We start from the raw sequence: 281 nt of genomic DNA, 5'->3' as shown, positions 1-281 counted from the left end.
TTGGCCGCCGACATGTTCTGGTGGGCGTTGGACTCCTGCTCGTGATCACCCGTACCGAACGCCGTGTCCATCCCGGACTGACCACCCAGAATGTCCTGCAACGACCCGTTCAGATCGCCTGTGATCTCGTCCGCGTGGTTCTTGAACGAGTCGAACGCGGCCTTCCCCGCCCCGTTGAACTTGCCCTCCAACGGCTCGGCCGCAGCAATCAACTGCCGGATCAACGCACCCAGATCACCACTCGAACCCTCGGTGCTCTTCCCCAGATCGGACAGAGTCGT

General features: G+C 61.9%; 1 protein-coding gene. It reads right to left on the bottom strand.

Going from position 1 to position 281, the window contains the following annotated elements:
* Window positions 1-281: hypothetical protein (locus tag ADK54_RS19640; RefSeq protein ID WP_053726971.1), on the bottom strand; the 281-nt coding region annotated here is incomplete at both ends.

The organism is Streptomyces sp. WM6378 (genome assembly GCF_001279695.1).
In the GTDB taxonomy this organism is placed as follows: domain Bacteria; phylum Actinomycetota; class Actinomycetes; order Streptomycetales; family Streptomycetaceae; genus Streptomyces.
The sequence above is the reverse complement of the archived record's forward strand: the minus strand, read 5'-3'. Positions and strand labels throughout refer to the sequence as shown.